This window comes from Bradyrhizobium symbiodeficiens, from assembly GCF_002266465.3.
In the GTDB taxonomy this organism is placed as follows: domain Bacteria; phylum Pseudomonadota; class Alphaproteobacteria; order Rhizobiales; family Xanthobacteraceae; genus Bradyrhizobium; species Bradyrhizobium symbiodeficiens.
Window position 1 is genome coordinate 1131388 of record NZ_CP029427.2, and the last position, 23688, is coordinate 1155075.

Annotated in this window: 21 protein-coding genes; 6 read left to right on the forward strand and 15 right to left on the reverse strand. The window is 64.1% G+C overall.

Translation table 11 applies throughout. The features are described from left to right. Positions 1-24 precede the first annotated feature (24 nt). Positions 25-681, forward strand: coding sequence for a hypothetical protein (locus CIT39_RS05270; RefSeq protein WP_148667278.1), 657 nt, complete (start codon positions 25-27; stop codon positions 679-681). A 234-nt stretch (positions 682-915) separates the two neighbouring features. On the opposite strand, the gene CIT39_RS05275 is transcribed toward CIT39_RS05270, so the two are convergent. From CIT39_RS05275 to CIT39_RS05285, 3 genes are all read right to left on the reverse strand, one after another. After that, a complete protein-coding gene (locus CIT39_RS05275; protein WP_094973089.1) occupies positions 916-2073 on the reverse strand; it encodes a PIN domain-containing protein in 1158 nt (385 codons plus the stop codon). Positions 2074-2204: 131 nt separating this feature from the next. Continuing rightward, entirely contained in the window at positions 2205-2720 is a 516-nt protein-coding gene (locus CIT39_RS05280) for a hypothetical protein (RefSeq protein WP_202975548.1), read from the reverse strand. A gap of 5 nt (positions 2721-2725) precedes the next feature. Beyond that, the gene (locus CIT39_RS05285) at positions 2726-3358 is read right to left on the reverse strand and encodes a DUF5343 domain-containing protein (protein WP_162308358.1); all 633 of its coding nucleotides are present in this window, start codon (positions 3356-3358) and stop codon (positions 2726-2728) included. A 364-nt stretch (positions 3359-3722) separates the two neighbouring features. Here CIT39_RS05285 and purD point away from each other — a divergent pair, with 364 nt between their 5' ends. Together purD and CIT39_RS05295 are read left to right on the forward strand one after the other, a co-directional pair. Next, positions 3723-5006, forward strand: a complete 1284-nt coding sequence (gene purD / locus CIT39_RS05290) for a phosphoribosylamine--glycine ligase (RefSeq protein WP_094973087.1) — start codon at positions 3723-3725, stop codon at positions 5004-5006. Positions 5007-5376: 370 nt separating this feature from the next. Beyond that, a complete protein-coding gene (locus CIT39_RS05295; RefSeq protein WP_094973086.1) occupies positions 5377-6279 on the forward strand; it encodes an alpha/beta fold hydrolase in 903 nt (300 codons plus the stop codon). A 100-nt stretch (positions 6280-6379) separates the two neighbouring features. Here the strand turns inward: CIT39_RS05295 and CIT39_RS05300 are convergent, their stop codons facing one another. Further along, positions 6380-6838 carry a nucleoside deaminase gene (locus tag CIT39_RS05300; RefSeq protein WP_094973085.1) on the reverse strand — a complete coding sequence of 153 codons (459 nt, stop codon included), beginning with the start codon at positions 6836-6838 and terminating at the stop codon, positions 6380-6382. 120 nt (positions 6839-6958) lie between these two features. On the opposite strand from CIT39_RS05300, the gene CIT39_RS05305 reads away from it, so the two are divergent. Then, the gene (locus tag CIT39_RS05305) at positions 6959-9067 is read left to right on the forward strand and encodes a pseudouridine synthase (protein ID WP_162308359.1); all 2109 of its coding nucleotides are present in this window, start codon (positions 6959-6961) and stop codon (positions 9065-9067) included. A 285-nt stretch (positions 9068-9352) separates the two neighbouring features. Further along, positions 9353-9907 carry a 16S rRNA (guanine(966)-N(2))-methyltransferase RsmD gene (gene rsmD / locus CIT39_RS05310; RefSeq protein ID WP_094973083.1) on the forward strand — a complete coding sequence of 185 codons (555 nt, stop codon included), beginning with the start codon at positions 9353-9355 and terminating at the stop codon, positions 9905-9907. Between the two features lie 105 nt (positions 9908-10012). On the opposite strand, the gene mutL is transcribed toward rsmD, so the two are convergent. Further along, entirely contained in the window at positions 10013-11824 is a 1812-nt protein-coding gene (gene mutL / locus CIT39_RS05315) for a DNA mismatch repair endonuclease MutL (protein ID WP_094973082.1), read from the reverse strand. A 230-nt stretch (positions 11825-12054) separates the two neighbouring features. Here mutL and CIT39_RS05320 point away from each other — a divergent pair, with 230 nt between their 5' ends. Further along, on the forward strand, positions 12055-12372 hold the full coding sequence (locus CIT39_RS05320) for a ribbon-helix-helix domain-containing protein (RefSeq protein WP_094973081.1): 318 nt from the start codon (positions 12055-12057) through the stop codon (positions 12370-12372). Between the two features lie 224 nt (positions 12373-12596). Here CIT39_RS05320 and CIT39_RS05325 read toward each other — a convergent pair whose 3' ends face one another. The 10 genes from CIT39_RS05325 to ileS all read right to left on the reverse strand — a co-directional run bounded on the left by CIT39_RS05325 (position 12597) and on the right by ileS (position 23530). Continuing rightward, a complete protein-coding gene (locus CIT39_RS05325; RefSeq protein WP_094973080.1) occupies positions 12597-14165 on the reverse strand; it encodes a GMC family oxidoreductase in 1569 nt (522 codons plus the stop codon). Positions 14166-14195: 30 nt separating this feature from the next. Beyond that, positions 14196-14744: a Twin-arginine translocation pathway signal gene (locus CIT39_RS05330; protein ID WP_094973079.1), complete on the reverse strand. Its 549-nt coding sequence runs from the start codon at positions 14742-14744 to the stop codon at positions 14196-14198. Between the two features lie 44 nt (positions 14745-14788). Continuing rightward, positions 14789-15184: a VOC family protein gene (locus CIT39_RS05335; RefSeq protein WP_094973078.1), complete on the reverse strand. Its 396-nt coding sequence runs from the start codon at positions 15182-15184 to the stop codon at positions 14789-14791. Beyond that, on the reverse strand, positions 15185-15571 hold the full coding sequence (locus CIT39_RS05340; protein ID WP_094973077.1) for a c-type cytochrome: 387 nt from the start codon (positions 15569-15571) through the stop codon (positions 15185-15187). Between the two features lie 142 nt (positions 15572-15713). After that, positions 15714-16136, reverse strand: coding sequence for an alternative ribosome rescue aminoacyl-tRNA hydrolase ArfB (arfB, locus tag CIT39_RS05345; protein ID WP_094973076.1), 423 nt, complete (start codon positions 16134-16136; stop codon positions 15714-15716). 117 nt (positions 16137-16253) lie between these two features. Continuing rightward, positions 16254-17621, reverse strand: coding sequence for a M16 family metallopeptidase (locus CIT39_RS05350; RefSeq protein WP_162308360.1), 1368 nt, complete (start codon positions 17619-17621; stop codon positions 16254-16256). Then, positions 17618-19012 (reverse strand): M16 family metallopeptidase, encoded by a 1395-nt coding sequence (locus tag CIT39_RS05355; RefSeq protein ID WP_414645234.1) that lies wholly within the window; start codon positions 19010-19012, stop codon positions 17618-17620. The genes CIT39_RS05350 and CIT39_RS05355 overlap by 4 nt, the downstream gene beginning before the upstream one ends. 189 nt (positions 19013-19201) lie before the next feature. Then, on the reverse strand, positions 19202-19930 hold the full coding sequence (locus tag CIT39_RS05360; protein WP_162308361.1) for a hypothetical protein: 729 nt from the start codon (positions 19928-19930) through the stop codon (positions 19202-19204). Between the two features lie 95 nt (positions 19931-20025). Beyond that, entirely contained in the window at positions 20026-20520 is a 495-nt protein-coding gene (gene lspA / locus CIT39_RS05365) for a signal peptidase II (protein WP_094973073.1), read from the reverse strand. Positions 20521-20530: 10 nt separating this feature from the next. Continuing rightward, positions 20531-23530: an isoleucine--tRNA ligase gene (gene ileS, locus CIT39_RS05370; RefSeq protein WP_094973072.1), complete on the reverse strand. Its 3000-nt coding sequence runs from the start codon at positions 23528-23530 to the stop codon at positions 20531-20533. Positions 23531-23688 lie beyond the last annotated feature (158 nt).

Genomic DNA, 23688 nt, shown 5'->3' on the forward strand with positions numbered 1-23688 from the left:
GGGCGTTCTCTGGTGGAGGCAGGAGTGGGTGACGAGCAAAGTGCCGGACCGGGCTCCGGAAAAACTTGGACCTTCCTAAATACACCCCTTGTCCTTTTCGTGCTGGGAGGGGCGCTGGGTTTGATCGGGTCCGCATTCGCAGCTCAAAATAGTTGCGTCCAGACCGCGAATGGCTTGATTAAGGACCGTGCCGAGCTGATGGACGAAATTACTCGTCGCCATCGATACGTTTTCAACTTGGTCGCGACGACGAGCGATCCGACGAAGCTTCGAAAAGGGTTTGCCAACATCCCTGCGACGAATTTCACCGGCGTCAGCTTGCGGACGTTGGCTATGCGCTTGCAGGAAATAGACAGGAGGACCTCTGCGACGCCGGTGTCGATCCCAGAGCCCTTCGCCACATTGAAGCCAGGTCGATATTGGGTCGATCATGGCCACTATAAGCCTCTGTTCGATGATATTTTAGACGGCGTGTTTCCTGAAGAGGGAGCCAAAGCCTATCCCGATGTCTTTAAGGAATATGCTGCGGAGCATGCGAAGATCCTAAACTTCCAAGAGCGTCTGGCTGGGTACATCAAGATCGAGCCTAGCTGCACCCCCGTTAAGGCTGCTAGCGAGTACGTCTTTGGCAATAAACCTCAGATCATTTCCATCGGCCCGTATCCTCCGAAAATCAATTAGCGGCTACTTGAAAGCCGCTTCTATCGCCCGGGCTAGTCTGTCGAACTCGATCAGCTCGTAGGATGGGTTGAGCCTTTTGCGAAACCCATCGCTTTCGTATTCCCGTTCTCCATCTTCGCGGCCATCATCCGACTGCAAGTGACGATGAGGCGCGGTCGGCCAGCTCCACAGGCTCTTCGAGGGGCACGTGTGATGGGTTTCGCAAAGGCTCAACCCACTACGGGCTAAGCATTATTAGAATGGGAGATTGTCGTCCGGAATATGATCCGGAAGATCGTCGGGTATCTCGTAGTCATCTTCTGGCTCCGGCTCGTAATCCGGCTCAACGAATCCGAATCCAATGGAACTGGGGCCGCTAACGAGTTCAACCTTAGACAGTTGGAACGGCGCCTTATCCTCATCCCTCTCGAAAGTGAGCAGGGCTTTGAAATCAAGTTCTGCCTCGGTAGCAGCGGCGGTTGAACCTGCTGGGGTATAGTCCTTATCGATGGAGTCATAGATGGACATGTAAAAAGTTGTTTCAGCCTTCACCGAGACTTCCAGCTCAACTTCAGCTGCAAGGATGTGCGGTCCGCTTTGAACAACGGAAAATGAATAGCTCTCTTCATCTCCTCCAAATCGGAACTCTACTAACTCTAATTCGACATGATCGGGCTCAACGGAATAGAAACTTTCGGCTTCACCATACACATCGTAGCTGGAAAGCCCGTCCTGCAGCAGGGTTTCAAAGCGGCCTCCAAGCTCAGGCGCGCTTTCATTCTCGATGGCTTTGAGCAATCCCTGAATGACGGTGCCAGCCTCCTGTGCGTGTCTTTGCAACAGGGACAAGGCGTCGGCCAGCTCTTGGCGCAGGTCAATCCACGCCTCCGGCACGCAATAGGCTTGCCATCCTCGGTCGTTGCTGACGCCTAAGACTTTTAGGTTTGAGGCGTTTGCCCATCGTTTGAGGCTAAATAGGGCGATTGCGTCTGGGAATTCAGCTTTGTTCTTGCCTGCCGCTGAGAATGGCGGCGTTGGCTGGAAGTATGCCTCGACCAATTCTGACATCGGAAGATCAGCTGATCTGATGATTTCCGCGCCGATGTCTCGGAGAAAGTTGTTCAGCCGAGCACGGGCGACCGCACGAATGTCAACGGTATCGAGAATGAATGGAGCTTCCACTGCGGCAAGCCCACAGTCTACCGCCTTTTTATGGGAAGCCGTCGCTGCGTCTTTTGCTGCTTTGGTCTTATCCACCAAGTGCTTGTAAATCTCACGCACTACGATTTCAGAGACAACGACCCGTACGGGGCCGTTTCTGAATTGCTTGAGTTGCGACAGCAGACCACCATCGAAGTGGAAGGAGTTCGTTTCCACTGTTTGGGTATCGAACGTGACAGCATCGTAGTGCATGAGATGGATGCGTCCTAATCGCACAAAGCGGTATCAACTATTGCGCCGCTTTTATTCGTTATCCTTGGTTTCGCGAACGATAGTCGATCGAGCCATCCGACTCCGTTGTCACTAAGCAATTGGGTTGGGAATCATCGCTTTAAACCGCTTTGATACAAGAGCTCCTGAACCACGCTTCGAATGTCGCCGATCAACGGCTGAATGTCGCCTCTCTTCGCCACGAAAAAGCGATTGTGTGATGACTTGTCGCCCACTTCTTTTAGCTTTGGAAGCGCCGCTTTCAGATTTCGGCTGGGATTCCAGGCGGTTTCTTGTAGTGTTGCAGCGATTAGGTCCCTAAGGAAAAGGTAGTCACCGCTCGGACTTTTGATTTTGTGGGCAACACCGTGCTTTTCAAAAGTCTCGATGATGAGCGTCTCGATCAAGCGACGGATCATCACAGCGCAAGCATCGTACCAGCCCTTCTCGTAAGCGCCGTTGATCTGTTGCGCGATTGCTAAGATATAGGTCCGGGTGTTGCTGGTCAGCGCCTTCATGATGACCTGATGTGAATTGGGAGCCAAACCCTCCTCAGGTGGCCCCAATTCTCGCTCTACGTCGGCGTTGATTGCTTGCGCCGCCGCGAACACATTTCTTGCTGAGGTCATGATTGCTAAGACTTAGAACCGTACAGGTGTTTCTCCATACTTTCGAAAATCTTGTCGATTTGCTCCGCAGATGATTCCGGGGAAATGTGTATTTGGATATCGATGTGTACCGCCGGGTGCGGAGGAGACCTGCCGTTAGCTGATGGAGAAACGGGCGCCATCGACGGCGCGGCTGGCGTATGTAATGGGCCGGTCGATAGGACGTTCAGATCGTTTGCGTCGGCCGGTAAAAAATCGGCCTCTTCGACAAGGCTCTTGAAGGTCTGCACGGTCTGCCTGATGACTTGTTCTCCGCCCGTGGAACTGGTGCTGAAGACATGTGTCAAGACTGCCGCGGACTGGGTGTTTGCATCAGGATAGAGCGCAAATAGGTCAGAGTAACCCTGCTTTATCGCCTTCCCCAGAACTGCTCGATGATTCTGGCCCCGATATTCGCTCCACAGCGGGGTCGGAATAGTCGAGCTATCGACCAAGCCAATAAACTTCAAGACGTTGATCATGCTGGGATCGTTGCTTGAGGTAAATCCGAGCGTCTTAAGGTGAGCTGTAGTTAGCTTTGGTGGAATGCCGGTTGTGCGAACTTTCTGAAGCAAGCCCTTCAATTTGCCCGTGACGGGCGTGTACGGATATATAGCCAAAAGACTTCCCTCCTCGACAATGCTTGAGGAGGCTGCAACTAATACGTGAGTCGCAAGCGGAAACGCGAGTTATTCTCCCTATTCACATAGTTTGGCACTCAACGAGGGGCTATGCGGCTTCGCTATTTTTCAAGGCGCCCTTCTATGGGTCGAGCACGCGTCACGTAGATGCCAGGCGAGCCCCCAACGGTTTGTTTGGTCGGACCGGTCCGGCGAGCGCAACTGCATCACCGCTTGCTGCCCAAACCCGCGGAGTGGCGCCGCGCCTTGGAATGACAGAAAGTTCGGCCTCTAGCCCCCCTTGAGCCCCACCCCGATTCATGCCACCTCCGCCCCCAGCAAAACCCCTCATTCTGAGCCTCTTATGCACATTCTCCTGCTCGGTTCCGGCGGCCGCGAACATGCTCTCGCATGGAAGATCGCAGCCTCCCCCCTGGTGACCAAACTCTGGTGCGCGCCCGGCAATGCCGGCATCGCGAAGGAGGCGGAGTGCGTGGCGCTGGATGTCGCCGACCATGCGGCGGTGATCGCCTTCTGCAAGCAGAACAAGGTCGAGCTGGTGGTGGTCGGGCCGGAGACGCCGCTGGCGGCCGGCATCGTCGATGATCTCACGGCCGCCGGCATCAAGGCGTTCGGGCCGAACAAAATTCCGGCCCAGCTCGAAAGCTCCAAGGGCTTCACCAAGGCGCTGTGCACCGAGTTCGGCATTCCCACCGGGGCCTATCAGGGGTTCACCAATGCCGATGACGCGCGTGCCTATGTGCAGAGCCAGGGCGCGCCGATCGTGGTGAAGGCCGATGGTCTCGCCGCCGGCAAAGGCGTCGTCGTCGCCAAGACCGTGCGCGAGGCCGAGGACGCCATCGCCATGATGTTCGAGGGCGCGTTCGGCGAGGCCGGCACTGAAGTCGTGATCGAGGAGTTTCTGCCGGGCCGCGAGATCAGCTTCTTTGCGCTGTGCGACGGCGAGACCGCCATTCCGCTGGCCTCCGCGCAGGACCACAAGCGCGTGTTCGACCACGATGTCGGGCCGAACACCGGCGGCATGGGTGCCTATTCGCCGACGCCGCTGGTGACGCCTCAGGTCCACGACGCGATCATGGCGAAGATCATCCTGCCGACGGTCGCGGGCATGAAGCAGCGCGGCACGCCGTTCCGCGGCATCCTCTATGCCGGCATCATGCTGACGACGCAGGGGCCAAAGCTGTTCGAGTTCAACGTCCGCTTCGGCGATCCTGAATGCCAGGTGCTGATGCTGCGCATGATGAGCGACATCGTGCCGGCGCTGCTCGCCGCCTGCGACGGGCAGCTGAAGAATTTCGACCTGCGCTGGCACAAGGAAACCGCGCTCACCGTGGTGATGGCGGCGAAGGGCTATCCCGGCGACTATCAGAAGGGCACGCGGATCGACGGGCTCGACGACGCGGCAGAGGTCGACACGGTCGAGATCTTCCACGCCGGCACGGTCGCGAAGGACGGCGCGATCCTCGCCAATGGCGGCCGCGTGCTCAATGTCTGCGCGCTGGGCGCAACCGTGACCGAGGCGCAGGCCCGCGCCTACCAGGCCGTCGACCGCATCAACTGGCCCGAGGGCTTCTGCCGCCGCGACATCGGCTGGCAGGCGGTCGAGGCGGAGAAGGCCAAGAATTAGCGCGTGATGTGATCAGGCTTGATCGCGACAAGGAAGGTGCGCTCCCTCTCCCGCTTGCGGGAGAGGGGTGGGGAGAGGGTTGTTTCCGCAATGGGAGAATCCCCAAGAGGAGATAGCCCTCTCCCGGCGCGCGGGACGATGCTGCGCATCGCCCGGACGCGCCGACCTCTCCCGCAAGCGGGAGAGGTGACAACCCGCAGCGGAATCTCGATGATCGCGTCACCGGATCGCCACATCCGCCCGCCAGAATGTACAATCGCCATCAGGGGTTAGTGGCCCCGATGATAATACCGGTACTGTGCATGGGGTTGTTTTCGCACTTTTGGGGTCGGGGGCCGACCCCGCCTGAACCCATCAAGGATGCAACAAGATGTCCGATCTCGCCGACCTCTATCCGGGCTTTGCGTCCGAGTGGATCGATACCTCGTTCGGCCGCATCTTCGCCCGCGTCGGCGGCAAGGGCCCACCGCTGCTGCTGTTGCACGGCTTCTCCGAGACCAACGTGATGTGGCACCGCGTGGCGCCGCAGCTGGCGGACGCCTTCACGCTGATCATCGCGGATCTGCCGGGCTACGGCTGGTCCGACATGCCCGAGAGCGACGCGCTGCACATGCCCTACAGCAAGCGCGCCATGGCCAAGGCGATGGTGGAAGTGATGGAGCGGCTCGGTCACGTGCACTTCGCGCTGGCCGGCCACGACCGCGGCGGCCGCGTCTCGTATCGGCTGGCGCTCGACCATCCCGGCCGGCTGTCGAAGCTCGCGGTGCTCGATATCCTGCCGACCTATAATTACTGGGAACGGATGAACCGCGCCTATGCGCTGAAGATCTATCACTGGACCTTCCTGGCCCAGCCCGCGCCGCTGCCGGAGACGCTGATCTCAGGGCAGGGCGAGTTCTTCCTGCGCTTCAAGATGGCGAGCCAGACCAAATCCAAGACGCTCGATGCCATCGACCCGCGCGCGCTCGAGCACTACCTCGCCCCGTTCCGCGATCCCGCCCGCATCCATGCGATGTGCGAGGATTACCGCGCCGGCGCCTATTTCGACTACGATCTCGACAAGGCCGATTTCGAAGCCGGCAAGAAGATCACCGTGCCGATGCTGGCGCTGTGGGGTGGCGTCGGCATCGCGCAGGCCGCCGCGACGCCGCTCGATATCTGGAAGCAGTGGGCGACCAACGTAGAGGGCATGCCGGTGGATTCGGGGCACTTCCTGACCGAGGAGAACCCGGACGTCACCGCGAAGGCGCTGCGCGAGTTCTTCTCCTCGTAGCCCGGGTGAGCGCAGCGACACCCGGGACATCTTTCGCGGTGATCCCGGATGTCGCTGCGCTCATCCGGGCTACGCACTGCGCCTGCAATGACGGAAGCCGTCACCGCCGCTCCCGAAAGAACTCCTTGAGCAGCCGCGCCGCCTCGCTCTCGCCGACGCCGGAATAGACGTCCGGGGCGTGGTGGCAGGTCGGAGCGGCGAAGAAGCGCACGCCTGAGTCGACCGCGCCGCCCTTGGGGTCGGCGGCGCCGTAATAGAGCCGCCTCACCCTTGCAAACGAGATCGCGCCCGCACACATGGTGCAGGGCTCCAGCGTCACGTAGAGGTCGCAGTCCACCAGGCGCTCGCTGCCGATCTTTTTCGCCGTCTCGCGCAGCGCGACGATTTCGGCATGGCCGGTGGGGTCGCGGTCGGTCAGCGTCCGGTTGGCGGCGGTGGCGATGACCTCGTCATTGCGGACCACCACGCAGCCAACAGGAACTTCGCCCGCTTTTCCGGCATTTTCGGCCGCCAGAAGCGCCAAATCCATGAAAGAGGGGGCTTTCAAGCCTCGTATCATCGCAAGAAACCTGCTAGTAGCTGCGCCTTCAGCAGAAGTGCTTACCGGTTTTGCCTGGGCCTGCGGCTCCCAACGAGCGCGCACAATGCCCAATGGCCACCCCCTCGAGTGAGATCATTCATGCCTCGCGATAGCGACAAAGACAACGATTCCCGCGGCCGGCGAGGCCCGGCAAGGGGAGGTCCGCACAAGGGACCGCCGAAGGGCCGGTCCGGCAAGCCGCGCGGCCCGGACAAGAAGTTCGCCAAGCGCGGCCCCGAGGGCAGGAGCGACGCCCGCCCACCCCGTGGCGACCGCGACAGCCGTCCGTTCCGCCCCCGCGCGGACGGCGATGCCCCGCGCCGCGACTTCAGCGAGCGGCCGAAATTCAATCGCGACGACCGGCCCCGGGAAGATCGCGCCGAGCGCAGCTTCAAGCCGCGTGGCGACCGGCCTTTCTCCGATCGCTCCTCGCGCGATGGCGAGAAGCGCCCGTTCAAGCCGCGTGGTGATCGCCCGTCCTTTGGCCGCGACGACCGTCCGCCGCGCCGGGATCGCGACGATTCCCGCCCCGCCGGCCGGACCGGTGACAGAAAGTTTGGCGACAAGAAGCCCTACGCCCCGCGGGGCGATCGTCCGGAACGCAAGTTCGACGGCGAGCGGAAATTCTCGCGCGGCGCACCCGACCGCGGACCGCGCGAGGATCGTGGCGAGCGCAGCTTCAAGCCGCGCGGAGACCGCCCGAATTTCGATCGCGGTGATCGTGCGCCACGCGGCGACCGTCCTGAGCGCAAGTTCGACGGCGAGCGAAAGTTTTCGCGAGGCGCACCGGATCGCGATCGCGGGCCGCGCAAGGATTTCGGCGGTCGTGACCGCGGCGGGGACAAGCCCTGGCAGAAGCGCGAAGGCGGCGATGACCGTCCCCGGTTCTCGCGTTCGCGCGATGATCGTCCGTCGGGCGATCGTCCGTTCCGCGAGCGGCCGAAATTCGATCGTCCCCGCGACGACCGTCCCAAATTCGATCGGCCCCGTGGCGACGGCGAACGCGGCGGTGATCGCCCGAAATTCAACCGGCCGCGCGAGCGCTCCGAGGGGCGCTCCGACTGGCACGAGCATCCGCGCAACGAGGGCCGTTTTGGCGATCGTCCGCGCCGTGAAAACGAGGACGAGAGCCGGATCTTCGAGAAGCGCCCCGCCTTCGGCGGCCGCGGCGCCTATCGCGAGCGCGATCGTGACTCCGATCGCCGCCCGCGCCGGGAGGAAGAGCCGAAGCCGAAGAAGGCCGGCGAGCGCATCGCCAAGGCGCTGGCCCGCGCGGGGCTTGCCTCGCGCCGCGATGCCGAGGAGATGGTCACGCAGGGCCGTGTCACCGTCAACGGCCGCGTCATCAACTCGCCTGCGCTCGACATCACCAGGAACGACGTCGTTCTGGTCGACGGCAAGCCGTTGCCGGAGCGCGAGCGCACGCGGCTGTTCCTCTATCACAAGCCGCGCGGGCTGATGACCACGCATGACGACCCCGAGGGTCGTCCGACCGTGTTCGACAATCTGCCCGAAGGCCTGCCGCGGCTGATCAGCGTCGGCCGGCTCGATTTCAACACCGAAGGCCTGCTGCTGCTCACCAACGACGGCGGGCTGGCGCGCACGCTCGAACTGCCGGACACCGGCTGGCTGCGCCGCTACCGCGTTCGCGCCCATGGCGACGTCACCCAGGCGCAGCTCGACGAGCTCAAGGACGGCGTCGAGATCGAGGGCGTCAAATACGGCCCGATCGACGCGACGCTGGAGCGCGACCAGGGCGCCAATGTCTGGCTGGTGTTCGCGATCCGCGAAGGCAAGAACCGCGAGGTGCGCAATGTCTGCGCGCATCTCGGGCTCGAGGTGAACCGGCTGATCCGTGTTTCCTACGGCCCGTTCCAGCTCGGCGAAGTTCCCGAAGGCGAGGTCGAGGAGATCAAGTCGCGCGTGCTGCGCGACCAGCTCGGCGACAAGATCATCGAGAAGTCGGGCGCGCAGTTCGACGTGCCGCAGAAATCTTCTTCACAAGAGGGCGAAACGCCGCGCGAGAAGAAGCCCGCCAGCAAGCGTGACGTGATCGCTGACCGCAAGGGCCGCCGCGTGCTGGTGCAGCGCACCGGCAGCGAGGAGGCGCGCGAGCGCAACGAGGCCGAGGCCAGCGGCTACGGCCCGCCGCGCCGTCCCAAGCGCGGCTATCACGGCAAGCGCGACCTGTCGCCGAAGGAGGACTGACATGCTGAGCGGTCGGTCACTCCGCACTGCTTCGTTCCCTTCACTCTTGCCGGCAGGGGAATCGCATTTGCTTTCACGGCGGCGGCCTGCGGGCTTGCTCCGCCTCTCCCGCTTGCGGGAGAGGCCGACGCGCTCGCAGAGCGCGGCGGGTGAGGGTTCTCACCTCTGGGGGATTTCCTCGGCGCGTCTCGATGGTCCCATCGCTGAGACAACCCTCACCCCGACCCTCCCCCGCAAGCGGGGGAGGGAGGCGACCGTTCGTGTGGCCACAGGACGGGCCATGTAATGCGCGTCGTCGGCGGTCGTTTGAAGGGGCGCAATCTCGCCTCACCGTCCTCGCGCGACATCCGCCCCACCGCGGACCGCCTGCGCGAATCCGTCTTCAACATCCTCGTGCACGCCTATGACGATCCGATTGCGAACGCGCGCGTGCTCGATCTCTTCGCCGGCACCGGCGCGCTCGGCATCGAGGCGGCCTCGCGCGGCGCGAAGTTCACGCTGTTCGTCGACAACGGCGCGGAGGCGCGGGCGCTGCTGCGCAACAACGTCGAGTCGCTCGGCCTCGGCGGCGTGACCAAGGTCTATCGCCGCGATGCCACCGATCTCGGCCCCGCGCATCCCGTCGAGCCGTTCTCGCTGGCATTCCTCGATCCTCCCTACGGCAAGGGCTTCGCGGAGAAGGCGCTCGCAAGCTTGCGCGACGGCGGCTGGCTCACCCCGGGCGCTTTGCTCGTGGTGGAAGAGGCAAAGGCCGCGCAGTTCGTGACGCCGGAAGGCTACGAGGAACTGGAGCGGCGCGCGTATGACGACACGGAGTTCGTTTTTTTGAGGAAGCCGTAGCGCGGCGCTGCCGTAGGGTGGGCAAAGCGGAGCGTGCCCACCACCTGTCTCGATCATGCAGAGCTCGTGGGCACGGCGCTTCGCGCCTTTGCCCACCCTACAAAATCACCTTCGCCCGAACAGCTTCTCCACGTCGCTCAGCTTCAGCTCGACATAGGTCGGCCGGCCGTGATTGCACTGGCCGGAGTTCGGGGTGTCCTCCATCTCGCGGAGCAGGGCGTTCATCTCCTCCGGCCGCAGCCTTCGGCCGGCGCGCACCGAGCCGTGGCAGGCCATGGTCGCCGCGACGTGCATCAGGCGGCGCTCCAGCGGCAGCGCCTCGTCCCACTCGGCCATGTGCTCGGAGAGATCGCGCAGCAGGCCGCCCGCATTGGTCTTGCCGAGCAGCGAGGGCGTTTCGCGCACCGCGACTGCGCCGGGGCCGAAGGATTCGATGGCGAGGCCGAATGACGCCAGCTCCTCGCTGCGCTCGAGCAGGCGCTCGACCGTCGCCTCGTCCATCTCGACGATCTCGGGGATGAGGAGGATCTGCCGCTGCACGCCGTTCGCGGCCAGCGAGGCCTTCAGCCGCTCATAGACGATGCGCTCATGCGCGGCATGCTGGTCGACGATGATGAGACCGTCGCGGGTCTGCGAGACGATATAGGTCTCGTGGATCTGCGTGCGCGCAGCGCCGAGCGGGCGGTCGACGAGATCGCTGATGGGCTGCGACTCGAACCGCACGTCCGCGCTGGGCGCGCCGACGTCGAAGGCCGCCTGCGAACGCTCGGCAAAGGCAGGCGCGGCGGCGCCCTCGAAAGACGGAATCGGCGCGACAGGCGCGGACGGCGAGGCCCGCCAGTCCCAGCTTGCGGGACGCGGCGCGAAGGCGGGCCGGAACGCGGACAGGGCGCTCTCGCCGCTATTGGCGGCTGTGCGGCGGCCTTCGCGCGCGAGCCCTTCCTTCAGCCCGTGCACGATCAGCGCGCGGACGAGGCCGGCATTGCGGAATCGCACCTCGGTCTTGGCCGGATGGACGTTGGCGTCGACCTCGCGTGGATCCAGCGTGACGAACAGCGCCAGCACCGGATGGCGGTCGCGCGGCAGATAGTCGGCATAGGCTCCGCGCACCGCGCCTAAGATCAGCTTGTCGCGCACCGGACGCCCGTTGACGAAGAGGTATTGCCCGAGCGCGTTGGCCTTGGTCAGCGCAGGCGCCGCGGCATAGCCGGCGACGACCACGCCCTCGCGTTCGGCATGGACCTCGAAAGCGTGGCTGCGAAACTCGGCGCCCAGGATGTCGCCAAGCCGGGTCAGGCGGCCGGCGGCGCCGGGCAGCGCCGCGGCCCAGGTCACCGGCGCGCGCTCCTCGCCGGCCAGCGTGAACGCGATATCGGGCCGCGCCATCGCCAGCCGCCTGACCACCTCGCGGATCGCCTCTGCCTCGGTGCGGTCGGTCTTCAGGAATTTCAGCCGGGCCGGTGTCGCGTAGAAGAGATCGTTGACCTCCACGCGGGTGCCATGCGCCAGCGCCGCCGGCATGATCTCGGACTTCTCGCCGCCTTCGACATTGAGTGCCCAGGCATGCGGCTCGCCGGCATGCCGGGTGGTGATGGACAGCCGTGCCACCGAACCGATCGAGGGCAGCGCCTCGCCGCGGAACCCGAGGGTGCGGATCTGCAGCAGATCCTCGTCGTCGAGCTTGGAGGTCGCGTGACGCTCGACCGCAAGCGCAAGGTCCTTCGCGGTCATGCCGCCGCCGTCGTCGGTGATGCCGATTCGCCGCCGGCCGCCGCCGTCGGTGAACACGTCGATCCGGCTCGCGCCGGCATCGATGGCGTTCTCGACCAGTTCCTTGACTACGCTCGCAGGACGTTCGACCACCTCGCCGGCGGCGATGCGGTTGACGACCTGCTCTGGAAGCTGGCGGACGGGCATGGGCTGGTTCTTGGATTCGCTGGACGCGCTATTCTATGCCGTGTTGCGTCAAAAGCATGTGCCAAGCAACAGGCAACCCGGCCCGCCGGGGAGGGTTGTGGACGATTGCCCTGAAGCCATTGGACGTTCGAGCAAATCGCGCCGGCTGTCCTCCTCCCTCAGACTTGATTGTGGGGTGGCGGGCAGCGGTGTAGCATCGTGAAAAAATAGCAACAGGACGGGAGGACGCCATGTGCCATCTCTTCGCGCACCAGCCCCAACGTGACTACGAATCCCAGACCCGCTCCTTGCGGATCGGAGGGCACTGTACCTCGATCCGGCTGGAAATGGCGTTTTGGGATACGCTGGAGGAGATCGCGGTCAAGGAGAGCATGAGCGTCGGGAAATTCCTGACGACGCTCTACAACGAGGTGCTCGACCATCACGGCGAGGTCAATAATTTCGCCTCGCTGCTGCGATGCTCCTGCCTGATCTATCGATCCCGGAACGTGGCGCCGGTGCAGGAGTTCAAGGGAACAGTCGCGCCTATGCTCGACGCGGCCGAATAGCCACGACAGCGAGAGCCGGCACCCGCATTTTCAACGTCGTCCTGTCGAACGTGTTCGGCCTGCATGGTTCGAGACGCCCGCCTTGGCGGGCTCCTCATCATGAGGGTTTGATATCTCGCCGCAAAACCGGACCTCATCCTGAGGGCCCGCAGGAGGCGGGCGTCTCGAAGGATGGGTACAGGCGAACTTCCTGCCAAGATCTTCCATGCGATGATTGCGAGAGATTAAATCTCCTTCTTCTGCATCGCGCCCGCCATGTAATCCGCCTGCCGGATCGCCAGCGCGACGATGGTCAGCGTCGGGTTGCAGGCCGCGCCGCTGGTGAACTGGCTGCCGTCGGAGACGAACAGGTTCTTGACGTCGTGGCTCTGGCCGAACTTGTTGACGACGCCGTCCCTGGGCTTTTCGCTCATTCGGTTGGTGCCGAGATTGTGGGTGCTCGGATAAGGCGGCGTCGGATAGGTCACGGTGGCGCCGACGGCGTCGTAGACTGCAGCGCCCTGCTTGTAGGCGTGCGCGCGCATCGCGAGATCGTTGGGATGATCGTCGAAATGCACGCTCGCCACCGGCTGCCCGAACTTGTCCTTCACGACAGGGTCGAGCGTGATGCGGTTGGTCTCCTGCGGCATGTCCTCGCCGACCAGCCACATGCCAGCCATCCTGGGATAGCCGTCGAGCGCTGCGGTGAACGGGCGGCCCCAGGCGCCGGGATTGAGGAACGCGGCCATGAACGGCAGCCCGAGCGCCAGCGTCTCCATCTCGTAGCCGCCGACGAAGCCGCGCTTCGGATTGTTGGCGGCTTCATCGCGGATGATGCCGGCCATGGTGGTGCCGCGATACATGTGTACGGACTTCTCGAACACGGCGTAGACGCTGCCGGTCATGTGCCGCATGTAGTTGCGGCCGACCTGGCCCGATGAATTGCCGAGGCCGTCGGGAAACATGGTCGAGGCGCTGTTGAGCAGCAGCCGCGGGCTCTCGATCGAGTTGCCGGCGACCGCCACGATGCGCGCCTTCTGGCGCTGCATCGCGCCGCTCCCGTCGGCATAGACGACGCCGGTCACCTTGCCGCCGGCATCATGCTCGATCTTGATCGCCATGCTGCTCGGCCTGACTTCGAGATTGCCCGTCGCCTCGCCCTTCGGGATCTCGGTGTAGAGCGTCGACCATTTCGCGCCGGATTTGCAGCCCTGGAAGCAGAAGCCGATCTGCTGGCAGGCGCCGCGCCCATCGCGCGGCTGGCTGTTGATCGCCATGTTGCCGGTGTGCACGGTCTTGTAGCCGAGCTTCTTGGCGCCGGCCTCCAGCACCTTGAAGTTATTGTTGCCGGGAAGGCCGGGGATGCCGTTGGTGCGGGTCACGCCCATCTTGTTCTCGGCCTTGGCGTACCACGGCTCCATCTCCGCGAGCGTCACCGGCCAGTCGAGCAGGTTTGCGCCGGGCAGGCCACCATAGGTGCTCTTCACCTTGAACTCGTGCTCGTCGAAGCGCAGCGACGCCCCGGCCCAATGGGTCGTCGAGCCGCCGACCGCCTTGACGATCCAGGCGGGAAGGCCGGAAAAATCCTTGGCGACGCGCCACGTCCCCGACGTGGTGCGCGCATCGGTCCAGGCGAGCTGGGAGAAGCTCTCCCATTCGTCGTTGACGAAGTCGTGGTTCTCGATGCGGGGACCCGCTTCGAGAATGACCACCTTGACGCCCTTCTGTGCGAGTTCGTTGCCCAGCGTGCCGCCGCCCGCACCGGAGCCGACGATCACCACAACGCTGGAGTCGTTCAGATCGAATTTTGCCATATGCGTTCTCCTGAACCGTTGGGGTGGATCTCAAGCCTTCGGCAGCCAGTCGATGTCGGCGAAGCCGCGGTTGATGTAGCCGCCGTGCTCGGCCGAGGAGCCCTCGTAGCCGAACCGCGGCCAGACCTCTTTCTGGTTGTAGAGCGATACGACGAGGTCGCCGCGCACCTTCTGGAAGAAGTCGCTTCCCTCGATCTCCTTCAGCAGCACCACGCGGTCGGCTTCCCAGGGCACCTCGATGTAGGCCACCTTGTGCCGGTCCCGCGCGTTCTGATCGAGCCGCGTGATGCCGTCGCTGATCAGCGACTTGACGGACGCGTCCTTGGCCGCCTTGCTGTCCCACGGCTTGATCGCGGTGATGTAGTAGCTGTCTCCGAGCACATCATGCGGATAGATGTCGCGCGCGACCTTCAGCAATGTCTTCATCGTCGCGGGCGAGAGTGCGCTCGCATCCTCGGCCCAGGCGTCCTCAATGCTGACGGCGACGCTGGTCGCGACAGCGACGACCGGAACGGCCGTCACCGCGCCCTTGAGAAAGACACGGCGGCTGTGCTTGCTTCGACGATCGACTTCTCTCATGGGTTCCTCCGTTGATTTTTGTGATTTTGATTTTTGTAGCTTGATCAGCCGAAGCGTCCGCCCCGCTGGATCACTTCGATCTTGTAGCCATCGGGATCGCTGACGAAGAAGAAGCGCGCCAGCGTCCTGCCACCGTGCTTGAAATCGCGTAACGGCCCCGGCGCGAGCTTCTCGCGCTCGAAGCGGGCGTGCTCGGCATCGAGATCCTCGACCACCACGGCCAGATGGCCATAGCCGTCGCCGAGCGCATAAGGCTCCTTGCGATCGAAGTTCACCGTCAGTTCGACCTCGAAAGGTGAGGAAGGGTGACGCAGATAGATCAGGGCAAAGTCTGCGAACTTCAGATGGTCGGCGACTTCGAGACCGAAGGCGCGTCTGTAGAAGTCGAGCGCGCGTGCCTCGTCCAGCACGCGGATCATGGAATGAACGGGCTTTGCCATTCAGTTCTGCTCCTTCAGGTAGGCGATGATGGCGGTGCGCGTCTCCGGCTTGCCTTGCCGATAGGCCATGATCACACCAGGAATGACGGCTTGCGGATTGGTCAGCCACGCGTCGAGCCGGGCTTCGTCCCAGGCGAAGTCCGCGTTGGCGAGGCCTTGCGAATACCGAAAGCCCTCGATCTTGCCGGCGGGACGGCCAACGACCTTGAGCAGCGGCGGTCCCTGGCGCGCCGGCTCCGACAGGCTCAACGTGTGGCACACCGCGCATTGTTGCTTGAAGAGCGTCGCGCCATCCGGCGGCTTTGCGGCCGGCAGAGGCATTTGCGCGTCGGCAACCCGCACCGTCAGCACTACTGCGGTGCACAATCCCAGCACGATCGCGCGCATCGCCAAGAACCCGCATCCATGTCAAATTCAGCGTGCGCAAACTCTAGGCGCCGCCAAACATGCGGTGGTAGTAGCGGGCTATTTCGACCGGGAACAAAGCGCACAACGCACGACGTGGTTCGGCGCGGTCACGGGGCTTGATCTAGTCGTCGAAACTGCGGCCCCCGCCGCGTCCGGCCTTGACGTCGCTGCGACGCTTCTTGCCCTCGAGGCGGCGCTGCTTGGAGCCGAAAGTCGGCTTCGTCGCGCGCCGCGGCTTTGGCCGCACCATGGCCTCGCGCAGCATTTCCGTGAGGCGGTCGATGGCATCCTGGCGGTTGCGCTCCTGGGTGCGGAAGCGCTGCGCCTGGATCACGATCACGCCGTCCTTGGTCATGCGCTGACCGGCAAGGCGGGCAAGGCGGAGAGCCGCATCATCGGGGAGAGTCAGCTTGCGGGTGTCGAAGCGCAGCTGTGCCGAGGTCGCGACCTTGTTGACGTTCTGCCCGCCCGGGCCGGAGGCGCGGACAAAGCCGATCTCGATGTCGTCCTCGTCGATGACGAGATCGCGGGATATCCGCAGCATGGTGGCACCATTCGTGATATCAGGACATATCGCGGAACATCCACGTTCGGCAATGGTGCTTGCTGGAAACGCAAATGGCCGGGCGAGCCCGGCCATTTCGGACGTCTGAGAGAGACGTCAGTTCGACTTCGTCGCCGGCGCTGCCGACGGTTGCGCCGCGGCCTGCGGGGCGCGGCCGACGACGACGGTCAGCAGGCCCTGGCCCCAGAGGCGCTTGGCGGCGGCTTTGGCGTCGTCCAGCGTCACGGCATCGACGATGGCGTTGCGCTTCTCGATATAGTCGATCGGCAGCTTGTCCTGCTGATACTGCAGCAGCGCCTGCGCCAGCTTGGAGGAGGTGTCGAGCGCCAGCATCTGCGAGCCCTTGAGGTAGGACTTGGCCTCGTCCAGCTCCTTCTGGGTCGGACCTTCTTCTGCGATCCGGCGCACTTCCTTGTCGATGGCGTCGATGGTGTCGCCGGCACGGTCGGCACGCGTGCCCGTGTTGCCGATGAAGATCGCCGAATGCTCCATCCAGAGCAGCGATTCGAACACCGAATAGGCCAGCCCGCGCTTCTCGCGCACCTCGCGATAAAGGCGCGAAGACAATCCGCCGCCGCCGAGGATGTGATTGACGACGTAGGCAGCCATGAAGTTCGGATCGTTGCGCTTCACCCCGGGGCCGCCGAACGTGATCACGGTCTGCGGTACGTCGAGCGTGACGAAGGCGCGCTGCGGCGGCTTTGCAGCCTCGACGTCGGGGACCGGCGTGAGGTTGGCCTTGGCGGGCAGGCTACCGAACGTGTGGTCGAGCAGCTTGCCGAGCGTCGCCGGGTCGACATCGCCGACGACTGCGATCTTCAGTCCGTCCTTCGCAAGCACGCGGCCGACATAGTCCTTCATGTCGGCGACCGTGATGGTCGGCACGCTGTCGAGATTGCCGTTGGTCTGCCGGCCATAGGGGTGATCGCCGAAGGCGACCTCCAGGAATTTGCGGCTCGCCAGCGAGGTCGGGTTGGTGGTCTCGCGGCGCAGGCCCGAGATGACCTGCGAGCGGATGCGCTCGACATCGGCGGTGTTGAAATGCGGCGAGGTCAGCGCGCTCCTGAGCAGGTCGAAAGCCTCGTCCTTGTTGTCGCGCAGCATGCGCAGGCTGCCGCGGAAGGTGTCGCGGGTGGCGCTGAAGGAGAGCTCGATGGCGCGGCGGTCGAGCCGCTCGTGGAAAGTCTTGGAATCGAGATCGCCGGAGCCTTCGTCGAGGAGGTCGCCGACCAGGTTGGCGACGCCCGACTTGTCCTTGGGATCCTGGGCCGAGCCGCCGGCGAAGGAATATTCCATCGCGATCAGCGGCACGGTTGCGTCCTGCACGAACCAGGCCTCGATGCCGCCGGGTGAAACCAGGCGCTGGATCTTTGCGGCGGCCTGTGACGGCGAGAGCGAAGCGAGCGCAAGCGCAGCGCCGGTGGCAAGGGAGAATGCAGCGCGTCGAAGAAAGGGATAGGTCACGAACGCTTCTCCTCGCGCTTGGCGGCACCGGTGTCCTTGATCAGATAGCCCGTCACCGAGCGCTTCTTCTCGAGCCATTTCTGGGCGACGGCGCGGACCTGCTCGGCGGTGACCGCGCGGATGCGGTCGGGCCAGCTCCTGATGTCCTCGACCGAGAGGCCCGTGGTCAGCGCGCCGCCATACCATCGTGCCAGCACCGCCTGGTTGTCCTGGGCGTAGATCGCTTCCGCGATCAGCTGGGTCTTCACCCGCTCCAGATCCTCTGCGCGGATCGGGTTCTGCGCGACATTGGCGATGACGGCGTCGACCGCCTGCTCGACCTCTGTGAAGCTGACGCCGGGTTTCGGCGAGGCCGAGACCGCGAATTGGGTCGGGTCGAGCGAGATGCTCGAATAGCTGGCGTTGGCGGAGACCGCGAGCGGCTTGTCGACGACGAGGGCGCGGTAGAGATAGGAATTGCTGCCGCTGCCCATCAGCTGCGCCAGCACGTCGAGGGCGGCGCTCTCACCGGCAGCAGCCGTGGTCGCCGAGGGCACGAGATAATAGCGCCGCATGCTCGGCTGCTCGACGCGCGGGTCGGCCAGCGTGACGGTGCGAGGCGCGGCGGGCTCCGGCTCCTGCGGACGGACGCGCCGTGCCGGGATCGCGGGCTGGGCCGGGATCGCACCGAAATTGCGCTCGACCAGCGGGCGGACGTCGGCGGCCTCGACGTCGCCGGCGATCACCAGGATCGCGTTGTTCGGCGCGTAGAAGCGGCGGTAGAAGGCGAGCGCGTCCTCGCGATCGAGCTTCTCGATCTCCTGATGCCAGCCGATCACGGGACGGCCGTAGGGATGATTGAGATAGAGCGCGGCCATGATCTGCTCGTTCAGCCGCGCGTCCGGATTGTTGGCGACGCGCATGTTGTATTCTTCGAGCACGACATCGCGCTCGGGCAGCACGTTCTCGTCCTTGAGGATGAGGCCGGTCATGCGGTCGGCCTCGAACTCCATCATGGTCGCCAGCTGCTCTTTCGGCACGCGCTGGTAATAGTTGGTGTAGTCGACCGAGGTCGAGGCATTCTCGTTGCCGCCGACGCGAAGCACGGTCTGGGAGAATTCGCCGACCGGATGCTTCGAGGTGCCCTTGAACATCAGGTGCTCGAGGAAGTGGGCGAGGCCGGACTTGCCCGGCGTTTCGTCGGCCGAACCGACCTTGTACCAGATCATCTCGGTGACGACGGGCGTGCGGTGATCGGGGATCACCACGACCTGCATGCCGTTGGCGAGCGTGAAGCTGGCTGGCGGGGCCGACGTGACCGTGGTCTGGGCAAGGGCCGCGCCTGATGTCAGGACACTGGTCGAAAGCAGCGCGGCAAGGAGACAGGCAGCCGATCGGTTTGCGGACATCATGATCCTTTAGGGATGACCGAGGTCCGGATGCCCGGCTCGGAGGCACGGCATGCTACACCGTGCGGCTGAGGCTTCGCGTCACGAAGCAGAGAACTCAACGCGGTGGCAAGTTACTGATCAGCAATTTATGCACCTCGGCCGGCGGACATGAATCGCCGGCGCGGGGTTTCAGGTCTGCAAACAGGAACGCTATTGTTCCTTGTCCTTGCCCGACATGATGTCGAAATAGGTCCGCCGCGTTTTGTCCTCGCCGGCCCCATAAGCATAGCTCGGAGACGGGGTCTGGTAGCCTGGCGGCGGCTCGACCAGCGACTGGCGCGGCGGCTCGCTGGTGAACTGCTTGGCCTCGGCCTTGCCTCCGACTCCCCTCATCATATTCCACAGGCCGCCGGAGAAGCCGAGCTCCGCGGGGCTGAGCGACGGATTGCCGTTGGTGCCCGGCTGGATTGGGTCGTTGCTTGTCCGGGGGGCTGCGGCAACTTCGCCGGCCTTCATCTCGGCGGGCGTCAGCGGCCGGGCGACCTGCCAGATTTCCGTTTCCTTGGTTGCCTTCTTGCGTGCGGCGATGGCTTCCTTGCGGCGCTTCTCCTCGGGGTCCTTGGGCCAGTTCGGAGCGGCCTTGGCCTGGGTCGCGGGAGGCGGCAGGTCGAGCTTGGGCGGCACGACCAGTGGCGAGCGCTCGCGGTATTCGATGCCGGGCTTTTCCATGCTCTTGGCGCCGATGCCGGACATCAGATTGTCGATGATCTTCTCTTCGAAGGTCATCCCGTCATCATCATCGTCGTCGTCACCGGCACGGGCTGCCCCGGCCGACATGACGAGACCGATGCCGAGCGCGACAGCGGACAATTTCAATGCCCGCCAAAGCCCCGATTGGGGGTCTCGAACCATCGAAATGCTGGTCTTCGAGCTGCGCATCACTGTACCTGTTCCATATTGTGTCAGATCGCCGCGCGTATGCGGCAAACCCTCGCAAAGGCCGGGTTCCACCTGCCGGTCCGTATCGGCCGGGATCAGGGCGCTTTTGCGGCGGGTACCCCCAGGAAGGAATCATACAATAGCGCCGCCACCCCAGCAACGATGGCCACGTCCGCGAGGTTAAACACATACCAATTATAGGTATTTCCGCCGATCTCGATGTGGAGCAGGGCGAAATCGACCACCGCGCCATAGGCCAGGCGGTCGATGCCGTTGCCGATGGCACCGCCGATGATCAGCCCCAGCGCGACCGTGGCCAATCGCGTCTGCGAGCGGGCCATCCAGATCGCCAGCGCGACCACGGCGATGGCCTTGACCCCCATCAGCGCCAGCTGCGCTGCCGGGCTGTCATTCTGGAGCCAGCCGAAACTGATGCCGATGTTCCAGGCCAGCACAAGGTCGAAGAACGGCGTCACCTTCACCACGCCGAGACGGGCGAGGTCGAACACGTTCAGCAGCCAGAGCTTTGAGGCCTGGTCGGCCACCAGCGTGACCAGGGCCGCGAGGATGCCGGCGCGGAGCGGGGTCATGGCCGGGGGATCAGACCCCCACCCCCAGCGCCTTCCACTCGCGCAGCGCCCTCGCATCGCGCGGGGTGACGTCGGGGTATTCGGCGTCTTCGCCGACCGTCGGGGAGATCTTCCAGGAGCGGGCGCATTTGGTGCCGACCGCCTTCTCCACCACGACCGCGACACCAGGCACGGCATCGAGACGGAATGCCGAAGCCGGAGCTTCGCCCTCACGCACCTCGTAATTCGAGGTGATGCAGATTTCGGCGAGGTCGACGTCGAACAGCGTCATCAGCATGTCCCGGTCGGCGACGTAGATCACCGGTGACGCCTCCAGCGACGAGCCGATGTTCTTGGCGGCGCGTTCGAGCTCGAGCGCACCGGTGACGACGCGGCGGACGTTGCGGATCGTCTCCCATTTCGCAGCAAGCTTGTCGTCGCGCAAGCCTTCGAGATCGGTCGGGAATAGCGTCAGATGCACCGACGGTTCGGCATCGGGCCGGTACATGCGCCAGCCTTCCTCCGCGGTGAAGCTGAGGACCGGCGCCAGCCATTTCAGGACCGAAGCGCACAACAGGTCGATCGTCGTCAGCGCTGCCTTGCGCGTCGGCGACGAAGGCGGATCGCAATAAAGCGTGTCCTTGCGGATGTCGAAATAGAACGCCGAGAGCTCGCTGTTCAGGAAAGCGGACAGGATCGCGACCACCGACTTGAAGTCGAACTCCCGATAGGCCTTGCCGATGGCGGCGGCGCGGATCGCGAGCTCGTGCAGCATCAGCCGCTCGAGCTCGGGCATCTCGGCGGGCGCGACCGCGTCAGCCGGCTTGTAATGATGCAGCGTGCCGAGCATCCAGCGCACGGTGTTGCGCAGCTTGCGGTAGGTCTCGACGGTGTTCTTCAGGATCTCGGGACCGATGCGCTGGTCGTCGGTGTAGTCGCAGGACGCGACCCAGAGCCGGAGGATGTCGGCACCGGATTCCTTGATGACCGACTGCGGCTCGATGGTGTTGCCGAGCGACTTCGACATCTTGCGGCCGTCCTCGGCCTGGGTGAAGCCGTGGGTCAGCACGATGTCGTAGGGAGCCCGACCGCGGGTGCCGCAGCTCTCCAGCAGCGAGGAGTGGAACCAGCCGCGATGCTGGTCCGAGCCTTCGAGATACATCACCGTGTCGGTGCCGCCGTCGACCTTGCGCTTGATGCCGGCGAGGCCGGGAAAGTGCACGGGGTCTTCGAGCACGAAAGCGTGTGTCGAGCCGGAATCGAACCAGACGTCGAGGATGTCGTCGACCTTCTGCCAGTCCTCGCTCGCGCGGGATCCGAGGAAGCGCTCGCGGGCGCCCTTCGCGTACCAGGCGTCGGCGCCTTCCTGCTCGAACGCTTCGCCAATGCGGCTGTTGACGGCCTCGTCCTGGAGGATTTCGGCGGAGCCGTCGCCCTTCTCGCGCACGAACACGGCGATCGGCACGCCCCAGGCGCGCTGGCGCGAGATCACCCAGTCGGGGCGCGCCTCGATCATGCCGTTGATGCGGTTCTCGCCCGACGGCGGCACCCATTGCGTCACCGAGATCGCGTGCAGCGCGCGGGCGCGCAGCGTGTCGCCGTTCTTCGCCTTGCCGCCCTGCGCCACGTCCTTGTCCATCGCGATGAACCATTGCGGCGTGTTGCGGAAGATCACCGGCTTCTTGGAGCGCCAGGAGTGCGGATATTGATGCTTGAGCCGGCCGCGCGCGATCAGCATGCCGCGTTCGACGAGCGCCTTGATCACGGCCTCGTTGGCGTCGCCCTTCTCGCCCTTGTCGTTGATGACACGCTTGCCGGTAAAGCCCGGCGCGTGGTCGGTGTAGGCACCGTTCTCGTCGACGGTATAGGGGATCGCCGTCGTGATGCCGCGCGCGTCGAGATCGCGCGCCTGTGCCATCCAGACATCGAAGTCCTCGCGGCCATGGCCGGGCGCCGTGTGCACGAAGCCGGTGCCGGTGTCGTCGGTGACGTGGTCACCGGGCAGCAGCGGCACGACGAAATCGTAGCCGCCGGCAAGGCCCTTCAGCGGATGGGCGCATTCGATTGCGTCCATGGTGTCGCCGGGCACGTCGCGCACCTTCTCGAAGGCCGTCACACGGGCCTGCTTGAAGACCTCTTCGGCGAGCGCGTCGGCGAGGATCAGCAGATCGCCGGTCCTGGTCCAATTGTCGGTGGGCGCGTCCGTCACCTTGTACAGGCCGTAGGCGATCTTCGGCGAGAACGAGATGGCGCGGTTGCCCGGCAGCGTCCAGGGCGTGGTGGTCCAGATCACGACGCTTGCGGTGGCAAGCGCGCCATGCGCGGGCGAGGTAACCGGAAACTTCACCCACACCGTATCGGAGGTGTGGTCCTCGTACTCGACCTCGGCTTCGGCGAGCGCGGTCTTCTCGACCACGCTCCACATCACCGGCTTGGAGCCGCGATAGAGCGTGCCGTTGGCGGCGAACTTCATCAACTCGCGCGCGATCTGGGCTTCGGCGGGATAGCTCATGGTGGCGTAGGGATGATCCCAGTCGCCGATGACGCCGAGGCGTTTGAACTCCTCGCGTTGCACGCCGAGCCAATGCGTGGCGTAGGCGCGGCATTCCTTCCGGAAATCGATCATCGCGGTCGAGTCGCGGAAGTCGGGTTTCTGCTTGCCCTTCTTGCGATAGTGCTCTTCCTCGACCTTCCATTCGATCGGCAGGCCGTGGCAGTCCCAGCCCGGCACGTAGTTGGAATCGAAGCCGAGCATCTGCTGGCTCTTGGTGACGAGATCCTTCAGGATCTTGTTCAGCGCCGTGCCGATATGGATGTTGCCGTTGGCATAGGGCGGGCCGTCATGCAGCACGAACTTGGCGCGGCCCTTTGCACTCTCACGCAGCTTCTCGTAGAGGCCGATCTCGTACCAGCGCTTGAGGATCTCCGGCTCGCGCTGCGGCAGGCCGGCGCGCATCGGGAATTCGGTCTGCGGCAGGAACAGGGTCTTGGAATAGTCTTTGGCGTCTGACTTTTGCGGCTTTTCGGACATGAGGCTGACTGGCTCGGAAGGGCGCGGGAACGGATGGCGATGCGGAATCGCGGGGTGAAACGTCAAAATCCCGGTCTTGCGCCGAGCCGAAAGCTCAGGCGGAAGCCGGGCCGCTAATCCCTATGATGCGCCGCGCAAACATGGGCACTCCATAGCAG